Origin of the sequence: Segeticoccus rhizosphaerae (assembly GCF_009192725.1) — a bacterium.
GTDB lineage: Bacteria > Actinomycetota > Actinomycetes > Actinomycetales > Dermatophilaceae > Segeticoccus > Segeticoccus rhizosphaerae.
The window spans coordinates 1-9,097 of sequence record NZ_VOHR01000144.1; the positions used below are offsets into that span (position 1 = coordinate 1).

The 9,097-nt window shown below is 70.2% G+C and carries 12 protein-coding genes; 4 read left to right on the top strand and 8 right to left on the bottom strand.

The window, feature by feature from the left end; all coding sequences use genetic code 11:
- Positions 1 to 259, bottom strand: a 259-nt coding sequence (locus FRW57_RS12380) for a TRAM domain-containing protein (RefSeq protein WP_152186109.1), incomplete at its 3' end; no start/stop codon positions are given.
- A 1-nt stretch (position 260) separates the two neighbouring features.
- A complete protein-coding gene (locus FRW57_RS12385) occupies positions 261 to 2,306 on the bottom strand; it encodes an APC family permease (RefSeq protein WP_373681292.1) in 2,046 nt (681 codons plus the stop codon).
- Between the two features lie 13 nt (positions 2,307 to 2,319).
- Here FRW57_RS12385 and FRW57_RS12390 point away from each other — a divergent pair, with 13 nt between their 5' ends.
- A complete protein-coding gene (locus tag FRW57_RS12390) occupies positions 2,320 to 3,015 on the top strand; it encodes a potassium channel family protein (protein ID WP_238999410.1) in 696 nt (231 codons plus the stop codon).
- A 24-nt stretch (positions 3,016 to 3,039) separates the two neighbouring features.
- The gene (locus tag FRW57_RS12395; protein WP_137121083.1) at positions 3,040 to 3,723 is read left to right on the top strand and encodes a potassium channel family protein; all 684 of its coding nucleotides are present in this window, start codon (positions 3,040 to 3,042) and stop codon (positions 3,721 to 3,723) included.
- 62 nt (positions 3,724 to 3,785) lie between these two features.
- Here the strand turns inward: FRW57_RS12395 and FRW57_RS12400 are convergent, their stop codons facing one another.
- The 5 genes from FRW57_RS12400 to FRW57_RS12420 are packed head-to-tail and all read right to left on the bottom strand — an operon-like array spanning position 3,786 to position 6,597.
- Positions 3,786 to 4,442 carry a DUF3159 domain-containing protein gene (locus tag FRW57_RS12400; protein WP_152186110.1) on the bottom strand — a complete coding sequence of 219 codons (657 nt, stop codon included), beginning with the start codon at positions 4,440 to 4,442 and terminating at the stop codon, positions 3,786 to 3,788.
- Positions 4,432 to 4,833 carry an OB-fold nucleic acid binding domain-containing protein gene (locus FRW57_RS12405; RefSeq protein WP_162308160.1) on the bottom strand — a complete coding sequence of 134 codons (402 nt, stop codon included), beginning with the start codon at positions 4,831 to 4,833 and terminating at the stop codon, positions 4,432 to 4,434. The genes FRW57_RS12400 and FRW57_RS12405 overlap by 11 nt, the downstream gene beginning before the upstream one ends.
- A 7-nt stretch (positions 4,834 to 4,840) precedes the next feature.
- Complete coding sequence (locus tag FRW57_RS12410; protein WP_238999411.1) at positions 4,841 to 5,779, bottom strand: DUF3710 domain-containing protein; 939 nt, start codon at positions 5,777 to 5,779, stop codon at positions 4,841 to 4,843.
- A gap of 8 nt (positions 5,780 to 5,787) precedes the next feature.
- Positions 5,788 to 6,264, bottom strand: a complete 477-nt coding sequence (gene dut / locus FRW57_RS12415; protein ID WP_137121081.1) for a dUTP diphosphatase — start codon at positions 6,262 to 6,264, stop codon at positions 5,788 to 5,790.
- A gap of 33 nt (positions 6,265 to 6,297) precedes the next feature.
- Positions 6,298 to 6,597: a DUF4193 domain-containing protein gene (locus FRW57_RS12420; RefSeq protein WP_137121080.1), complete on the bottom strand. Its 300-nt coding sequence runs from the start codon at positions 6,595 to 6,597 to the stop codon at positions 6,298 to 6,300.
- 284 nt (positions 6,598 to 6,881) lie between these two features.
- Between FRW57_RS12420 and FRW57_RS12425 the strand changes: the two genes are divergently transcribed.
- Positions 6,882 to 7,082, top strand: coding sequence for a hypothetical protein (locus tag FRW57_RS12425; protein ID WP_137121079.1), 201 nt, complete (start codon positions 6,882 to 6,884; stop codon positions 7,080 to 7,082).
- Between the two features lie 163 nt (positions 7,083 to 7,245).
- Positions 7,246 to 8,769: a DHA2 family efflux MFS transporter permease subunit gene (locus FRW57_RS12430; protein ID WP_152186111.1), complete on the top strand. Its 1,524-nt coding sequence runs from the start codon at positions 7,246 to 7,248 to the stop codon at positions 8,767 to 8,769.
- 39 nt (positions 8,770 to 8,808) lie between these two features.
- Here the strand turns inward: FRW57_RS12430 and FRW57_RS12435 are convergent.
- Positions 8,809 to 9,097 (bottom strand): inositol monophosphatase family protein (locus FRW57_RS12435; RefSeq protein WP_338055368.1); only part of this gene is annotated, 289 nt, incomplete at its 5' end.

The window sequence follows — 9,097 nt, forward strand, 5'->3', positions numbered from 1 at the left end:
ACCGGCCCGGCCCGGCATACGGGCAGGGGGGCGTGACGCGGTGGGGGGATGCGACGAGCACCTCCTCGGCGTCCGCCCGCAGGAACCGCGAGTCGGCCCGCCCCTCGGTGATGCGCGCGCGGACCCGCTCGCCGGGCAGGGTGTGCCGGACGAAGACCACCTGCCCCTCGTCACGGGCGACGCAGTGGCCGCCGTGGGCGACGGGGCCGATGTCGAGCTCGACCAGCTCGCCGACGCGAGAAGGCGCTTGGTCCCCCACGTCAGCTCCCCCGGCGCACCGACCCGGGGGTCGGTCCCTCGAGCCGGCCCTCGGCGCCCTCGGACGAGTGCAGCTGCCACGGGACGCTGGCCACCATGACTCCGGGGGTGAACAGCAGCCGGCCCTTGAGCCGCAGCGCGCTCTGGTTGTGCAGGATCTGCTCGTACCAGTGCCCGACGACGTATTCCGGGATGTAGACCACCACGACCTCCCGGGGGCTGTCGCGCCGGATCGACTTCACGTAGTCGACCACCGGCCGGGTGATCTCACGGTAGGGCGACGCGAGCGCCTTGAGCGGCACCGGGATGTCGCGCCGGTCCCACTCGTCCTGCAACGCCTTGGTCTCCTCGGCCTCGACGTCGACGGTGACGGCCTCGAGGATCGACGGCCGGGTTGCCCTGGCGTAGGACAGCGCCCGCATGGTCGGCTTGTGGATCTTGGAGACGAGCACCACCGCGTGCACGCGCGAGGGGAGCACGGTCTCCTCGGCGTCGTCGTCCACCGCCAGCTCCTCGCTCACCTGCCGGTAGTGGCCACGGATGGCGCGCATCATGACGAAGAGCACCACCATGGCCGCGATGGCGATCCAGGCGCCCTTGGTGAACTTGGTGACCAGCACCACGACCAGCACGGTCCCCGACATGCTCGCCCCGAGCGCGTTGATCGCGCGGCTGCGCATCATCCGTGCCCGCGTCCGACGGTCCTTCTCCCGGCGCAGGTTGCGGTTCCAGTGCAGGATCATGCCGATCTGGCTGGTGGTGAACGAGACGAACACGCCCACGATGTAGAGCTGGATCAGCCGGGTCACCTGGGCATCGAAGGCGACGATGAGCACGATCGCGCCGGCCGCGAGGATCAGGATGCCGTTGCTGTAGGCGAGCCGATCGCCGCGGGTGTGCAGCTGCCGGGGCAGGAAGCCGTCCTTGGCGAGGATCGACGCGAGCACCGGGAAGCCGTTGAAGGCGGTGTTGGCCGCCAGCACGAGGATGATGCCGGTGGCGGCGATGGTGAAGTAGAAGGCGGGCGGGAAGTTGGAGAACACCGCGTCGGAGAGCTGGCCGACGACCGTGTGCTGGTCGTACTCCACGCCGTTCGGGAACATCGCCACACCGGGCGCGGTCTGCACCCCGTGGACCCCGTCCAGGGTCAGCCGGTTCATGTCGGAGTCCGGGTCGACGTAGCGCAGGTGTGTCACGTTGGCCAGCACGATGATGCCGATGAGCATGGTGACGGCGATGGTCCCCATCAGCAGCAGCGTCGTCGCGGCGTTGCGGCTCTTGGGCTTGCGGAAGGCCGGCACGCCGTTGCTGATCGCCTCGACGCCGGTCAGCGCGGCGCAACCCGAGGAGAAGGTGCGCAGGATCAGGAAGGCGCCCGCCGCCGTGCCCAGGCCGTGGGTGAAGCTGGTGTCGGAGGGCACCTCGAACTGCGCGCTCGACACGGCCGGCAGTGACCCGAATGCGAGCCGCGCGAGCCCCCACGCGGTCATCCCGATGATCGCCGCCATGAAGCAGTAGGTGGGGATGGCGAAGGTGGCGCCGGACTCGCGCACGCCGCGCAGATTGACCGCCGCGAGGAGGACCACCAGCGCGACGGCATACGTCGCCTCGTGCCCGTTGACGAACCCCAGTGCCGACGCGGCGTTCTGGACCCCGGACGAGATCGACACCGCCACGGTGAGCACGTAGTCGACGAGCAGGGCGCTCGCGACGGTGAGGCCGGCGAAGGACCCGATGTTGGTGGTCGCGACCTCGTAGTCCCCGCCCCCCGAGGGGTAGGCGTGCACGTTCTGCCGGTAGGACGCCACGATCGTCAGCATCACGAGCGCGACGGCGACCGCGACCTTCCAGGAGAACGCGTAGGCCGACAGACCGGCGACCGACAGGGTGATGAAGATCTCGTCGGGGGCGTAGGCGACCGAGGAGAGCGCGTCGCTCGCGAAGACCGGCAAGGCGATCCGCTTGGGCAGGAGGGTCTCACCGAGGCGGTCGCTGCGCATGGCGTGACCCACGAGAACGCGCTTGATGATCCGGCCCGATGTCGACACGATCCGCAAGTGTATGTCCGCGCAGCCCGCGGTGTACGGTCGCACCGTGCACTTCGTGATCATGGGCTGCGGCCGCGTGGGTTCCATGCTCGCGGGCACGCTGGAGGAGCAGGGCCACGACGTGGCCGTCATCGACCAGAACCCCGCGGCGTTCCGTCGTCTGGGCGCCACGTTCGAGGGCCGCCGGGTGACCGGCCTCGGCTTCGACCGCGACACCCTGCGCGAGGCGGAGATCGAGAACGCCTACGCGTTCGCAGCGGTCAGCAGCGGTGACAACTCCAACGTCCTTGCCGCGCGAGTTGCCCGCGAGACCTACGGGGTCGAGCACGTGGTGGCGCGGATCTACGACCCCGGTCGGGCCGAGGTCTACCAGCGACTCGGGATCCCCACCGTGGCCACGGTCCGCTGGACGGCCGACCAGACCCTGCGCCGGTTGCTGCCGTTGGGTTCGGTGCCGGAGCACACCGACCCGAGCGGCAAGATCGTGCTGGCCGATGTGCCGGTCCACGCCGACTGGGTCGGCCAGCGGTTCTCCAGGATCGAGGCCGTCGCCGGCGCTCGCATCGCCTACCTCACGCGTCTCGGCGAGGGCATGATCCCGGGCCCGGACACCGTCTACCAGGAGGGTGACCTCGTCCACGTCGTCGCCACGTCCGACCAGATCCCGGTCATCGAGCAGCTGCTCGACCAGTCCCCTCCTCCCGCGTAGCCCACCGAAAGGACCTGCGACCCCATGCGCGTCGTCATCGCCGGAGCGGGCAGCGTCGGCCGCTCCATCGCCCGCGAGCTGCTGCACAACGGCCACCAGGTCCTGCTCGTCGACAAGGACGCCGACGACGTCCAGTCACGGCGGATGCCGGAGGCCTCCTGGCTGCTCGCAGACGCCTGTGAGATCAGCGCCCTGCGCGAGGCGGGGCTGGCCGACTGCGACACGGTCGTCGCCGCGACCGGTGACGACAAGGCCAACCTCGTGGTGTCGCTGCTGGCCAAGACCGAGTTCGGGGTCCCCCGCACGGTGGCCCGGGTCAACAACCCCAGGAACGAGTGGCTCTTCGACGAGGCGTGGGGGGTCGACGTGGCGGTGTCCACGCCACGCCTGATGACCGCCCTGGTCGAGGAGGCCGTCAGCGTCGGTGACCTGGTGCGGATCTTCCAGTTCCAGCAGGGCAACGCCACGATGGTGGAACTGACCCTGCCGATCGAGAGCCCGTATGCCGGGCACCGCGTCGGAGACCTGGAGTTGCCCCCGGAGTGTGTGCTCGTGGCGATCCTGCGCGAGGACAAGGCGATTGCGCCGACCCGGGACGACTCCATCGAGGGTGGCGACGAGCTGTTGTTCGTGTCCACGCCGGAGACCGAGGATGCCCTCGAGCAGATGCTGAGCCCTGGCCAGCGGCCCACCCGGGGCAGGGAGTGACGCTCTAGTCAGTTCCGCTCAGTCTCGATGGTCGCGGCTCCTCGGCGGCAGGGTCGCTCCGCTCAGTCGTCGTTGAGAGCGGTGTTGCCGCGCACGAGGATCAGGCCCATCACTGCCACGGCCGCGAGGTAGGCCGGCCAACCCAGCACGATCTTGGACACGCCGAGCAGAGCGACCTGCCCGGCGAAGTAGAGCGGCAGCATGATGGCCACGCGGACGGCATACAGTCCGACGAGCACCAGCGTCAGGCGGCTGCAGACCCGGACGAGTGCGGCGTTGCGTCGCCACCCAAGTGGGTCCTCGGCCATCGCGGGATCGCCTGCGGCCACGATGAATCCAACCAGTGGCCAGCGTCCCAGCACGGAGACGATGCTGAGCAGCCCGAAGCCGATGCTGCCGAGGATGCCGGGGAGGAAGGCGTCCTGCGCCTGACCGCTGCGCAGGGCGAAGAAGGCGGCGATCGCGGTGGCGATGACAGCCGAGAAGACGTAGCGGGGCGTCTGTCGCATGGCCAGCCGGACCACGAGGAGCACCACCGCCACGGCGACCGCGGCGTAGACGGCGGTGCGCACGTCGTGCGCCCAGACCCAGGCGACGACGAACGCCGCGGTCGGCAACGCGGTCTCGAGCGAACCGCGCCAGCCCCCGAGGGCAGCCGACAGCCGCTCCTTGATCAGGCCCTCCACCGTGGGCGCGTCCACCACGGCCTCAGTGTCCACGGCCGGGCATCAGCTCGTAGTAGGGGTTGAACATGGTCGGCGTGCCCCGGCGCATGCAGACGCATCCCCTGGCCGTGAGGAAGACGCCGGGCTCGATGCCGCGGATCCGCCGACGGCCGAGCCACACCAACGTCATCAGCTCGGTACCGTCGTAGAGCTCGACGGCGAGGGCGGGGACGTTCTCGCGGGGACGGAGCGTGACGCTGCGGACGACGCCGCAGACGTTGGCGTGCCGACGGTTCTGCAGCTGTGCGATCGCGGTGACCCCGGGACGGTCCGACTCGACCCGCAGCTCCTCCACCTCGGCCTCGTCCTGGGTGCGCGACAACCGGCTGGCGAGCTGCCTCAGCCTGCCGGCGGTGGAAGGGGTGGATGCGGTGGAGTGTGACACGGGAGCCTCAGCGGATCTCGGTGATCTCTGGGCCGCGCTCGAACGGGTTGAGGTCGTCGGCGTCCTGCTGGCCGCCGTCCTCGGGCTCGGTGGCCCCCGCCTCGTCCTGACCGTCCTGCGTGACCTCGGCCGGCAGATGCAGGCCGAGCAGCTCCCGCGGAGCCATGGCGTCGGGTCCTCGGACCACGACCGTCTCCTTGACGATCTCGATCAGCTCGGCCGCCGCGTCGACGTCCGACCCGGCACGGCCGGACAGCACCCCGCGCAGGAACCATCGTGGCCCGTCCACGCCGATGAACCGGACCGGCGAGAAGACGGTGCGACCGTCCGCGCCGCGACCGGGCATCCGGGTCTGCAGCTCGGCGCCAAGGGGCCCGTCGACCTCCTCGGCCGTGCCACCCTGGGCGATGATGCTGTCCGCGATCTCGCTGCGCACCTCGTCCCAGATGCCGCTGGACTTCGGCGCGGCGAAGGCCTGCAGCTGCACCGCGGACTGACCGAGCGCGGCGGTCAGCGCCACGATCGTCTGGTTCTCCTGGTCGACCTCGACCCGCAGCTCCATGCCCGGCCGGCCGGGCAGCCACAGGGCGCCGAGGTCGAGGCGCCCGCCTGGACCCTCCACCTCGGACTCGTCGAACGGTCCCTCGGAGCGATCCACCGGGCCGTGTCGGCGGGTGACCGGTGCGGTGGGCACCGGCGCTTCCGGCTCGTCCTCCGGCTCCTCCTGCTCGCCCTCGGTGCCGACTCCCGCGTCGGTCGCCACGTCGTCCACCGTGCCCTCGCCCGGCTCGCCCGGCACGGACGCGGGGTCCGTGGCGGACGCCTCGTCGGTGACGGGACCGTCCTCGATGAGGGGCGCCTCGTCCGAAGCCGCCGGCACGACGGCCGGCCGGTCGGTGCCGCGATGGCGCCCGGTCTTGTTCTCCTTGCGGCGGAAGATGCCCACTTGCGTGCTCAGTCCTTTGTCGTCGTCTGGGGGCCGAAGCCCCCACTGGCTCCGTGTCCAGTGTCACCCCGATGGCTTCCCGGGAGCGAGTCCACCTCGATGAACCTGACCGGGCTCACCTGCTGCACCACCAGCTGCGCGACCCGGTCACCCCGGTGGAGGGTGAAGGCCTGGTCCTTGTCGGTGTTGATCAGGTTCACCTGGATCTCTCCACGGTAGCCCGCGTCGACCGTGCCCGGCGCGTTCAGCGTGGTGATTCCGTGCCGGCTGGCGAGCCCCGAGCGGGGGTGCACGAATGCGGCGTATCCCTGCGGCAGGGCGATGGCCACCCCGGTCGGCACCAGAGCCCGCTCCCCCGGCGCCAAGGTGACGTCCTCGCGCGCGTGCAGATCCACGCCTGCGTCCCCCGGATGTGCGTAGCCGGGCGCCGGGAGGTCGGGATCCAACCGTCGCAGCAGCACCGGGACGGGAGCGGGGTCAGTCACGAGGAGTGACCCTATCTGGTGCGCCTGCCCACCTCAGGCGGCGCAGTCGCGGCACACCGGCTGGCCGCCGACCTCCTTGGCGAGCTGGCTGCGGTGGTGGACCAGGAAGCATTGGGAACAGGTGAACTCGTCGGCCTGGCGGGGCAGGACCCGGACCGACAACTCCTCGCCGGACAGGTCTGCACCCGGCAGCTCGAAGCCCTCGGCCTGCTCGGTCTCGTCGACGTCGACACTCGACGTGGACTTGCTCACGCGGCGGGACTTCAGCTCCTCGATGGAGTCCTCGGCCCCGTCGTCGTCGGTCTTGCGTGGTGCGTCGTAATCAGTTGCCATGGGGTGGGAACCCCTCCCTCGGGATGTTCTGTGACCAGATCAAGGATGTTCAAGAATGCGGCACCGCGGACGGTGTGTCGCGGCTTTGCCGGGATAACGCGGCGGGGTCACGTTTTGTGCCCGAGTCGCGCGGCGGATTGTGCCCTATCCCGCCCGGCGTCCGCGCACCGGGGTCCGCCTCGGGCGAAAACCACCGCCCCTGCACCCCCGCTCACCTGCCGCGTTGGACAGCGCCCCGGGGTCGTCGCATATGGTCTGCGCCCCGGACCAGGAGGTGGCAAGGCATGAGTGAGTTCGTGGCCGTGATCAAGCGGCGGATCAAGCAGACCGTGCGGGCACTGCAGGAGGCGCGTCGCAAGGGCGACGACTACCTGGTCGAGCTGCGGACGGGCGAGCTGGAGACGCTGGTGCGCACCGCACGCGAGCACGGCGTGCGCGTGCCCGAGGCCGAGCCGCTCCTGGGCGGCGATCCGGCCGCCTGCTAGCAGTTGCCTGAGGACGTGATCAAGATCGCCGGGTAGCGCCGGAAATTCTGTCGCTCCCCGCGGCCGCTGCGTGACAAAATCGTGATGTGCCTCGGGGGCGACACCCGATGGCGTCGCCGTCACCCGCCAGCCCCTGCAGGGGAAGCCGTCCGGAGGATCACTGATGTCCGCTGCTCCACCGTCTTCTGCGAGGCCCGCCGCCGACGACAAACTGGACGCCGCCGTCCTGAAGGTCGCGGGTGTGGTGGTGCTGGGCGCCATCATGTCCATCCTGGACATCACCGTGGTGAGCGTCGCTCTGCCGACCTTCCAGTCGACGTTCGACGCCACCTACGCCACGGTGGCGTGGACGATGACCGGCTACACGCTGGCCCTCGCCACGGTGATCCCCCTGACCGGGTGGGCGGCCGACCGGTTCGGCACCAAGCGGCTCTACCTGCTGGCCCTCGTGCTGTTCGTCCTCGGGTCCGTTCTGTGCAGCACCGCCTGGAGCATCGAGTCGCTGATCACCTTCCGGGTCATCCAGGGTCTCGGCGGCGGCATGCTGATGCCGCTGGGCATGACGATCATGACCCGCGCCGCGGGACCGGAGCGGGTCGGCCGCGTCATGGCGGTGCTCGGCGTACCCATGCTGCTCGGCCCGATCGCCGGCCCGATCCTCGGCGGCTGGCTGATCGAGAGCGTCAGCTGGCACTGGATCTTCCTGATCAACGTGCCGATCGGCATCGCTGCCTTCCTGACGGCGGCCAGGGTGCTGCCCAAGGACGCCCCCACCCCGTCGGAGTCCTTCGACTTCGTCGGCATGCTGCTCATGTCGCCTGGCTTGGCGCTGCTGCTCTTCGGCGTCTCGTCCGTGCCGGGTGAAGGCACCGTCCTCGCCACCAAGGTCCTGGTTCCCGCGGCGATCGGTGCGGTGCTGATCGCCCTGTTCGTGGTGCATGCGTTCCGGCCCGAGCACCCCCTGATCGAGCTGCGCCTCTTCAAGAACCGCCAGCTCACCGTGGCCGTGATCACGATGTTCATGTTCGCCGTGGCCTTCTTCGGCGCCATGCTGCTCATCCCGAGCTACTTCCTGCAGGTCCGGGGCGAATCCACCTTCTCGGCCGGAATCCTCATGGCGCCGCAGGGTATCGGCGCGATGTTCACCATGCCGCTGGCCGGCAAGCTCACCGACAAGATCGGTCCCGGACGGATCGTCCTGTCCGGTCTGGTCCTGATCGTCGTCGGTATGGCGGTGCTCACCCAGGTGGGTGCCGACACGTCGTACTGGCTGCTGCTCAGCGCGCTGTTCGTCATGGGAATGGGCATGGGCGCGACGATGATGCCCAACATGACGGCGGCGCTGCAGACGCTGTCGGACCAGATGATCGCGCGGGGCTCCACGTTGATGAACATCGTCCAGCAGATCGCCAGCTCGGTCGGTGCGGCGGTCATGTCGGTGGTGCTCACCAACCAGATCCTGGGGTCGCCGCTCGGCGGCAAGCTCATGGAGTCCATGCAGTCCGGCCAGCCGCCGCAGCTGACGCAGGCCCAGATCCCGCAGGCCGTGGCCCAGATCGCCGACGGCTTCTCGGGCACGTTCACGGTGGCGTGGGTGTTGGTCATCCTGACCTTCATCCCGGCGTTCTTCCTGCCGCGGCACCCGTCCGCCAAGGCCGTCGACCCCACGGTCGCCGCCGTCCACTGACTGGCCGCCGCGGGTCGGGCCGCGCGGGGCGACCAGTGATCAGTGTCGGGTGTCGACCGCCTCGCGGAGCAGGGGGTGCAGGGCCGGGCCCGCGGCGATCACCATGTCCCGGCTCGGCGGTGCACCGTGCAGGCCGCTGACCCGGCCGCCCGCCTCGGTCAGCACCAGCTGCCCGCCTGCGAGGTCCCACGGGTTGAGGCCCGATTCGTAGTAACCGTCGAGCCGCCCGGCCGCCACGTGACAGAGGTCGAGGGCGGCGCTGCCGGCCCGGCGGATGTCACGCACGTGCGGCAGCAGGTCGGCGACGACCGCCCCCTGGCGCCGGCGG

Excerpts from the sequence above, each read along its gene's own strand:
- FRW57_RS12430 (WP_152186111.1), top strand. The coding sequence starts at position 7,246 with ATGTCCGCTGCTCCACCGTCTTCTGCGAGGCCCGCCGCCGACGACAAA.
- FRW57_RS12390 (WP_238999410.1), top strand. The coding sequence starts at position 2,320 with ATGTCCGCGCAGCCCGCGGTGTACGGTCGCACCGTGCACTTCGTGATC.
- FRW57_RS12395 (WP_137121083.1), top strand. The coding sequence starts at position 3,040 with ATGCGCGTCGTCATCGCCGGAGCGGGCAGCGTCGGCCGCTCCATCGCC.
- FRW57_RS12420 (WP_137121080.1), bottom strand. The coding sequence starts at position 6,597 with ATGGCAACTGATTACGACGCACCACGCAAGACCGACGACGACGGGGCC.
- FRW57_RS12425 (WP_137121079.1), top strand. The coding sequence starts at position 6,882 with ATGAGTGAGTTCGTGGCCGTGATCAAGCGGCGGATCAAGCAGACCGTG.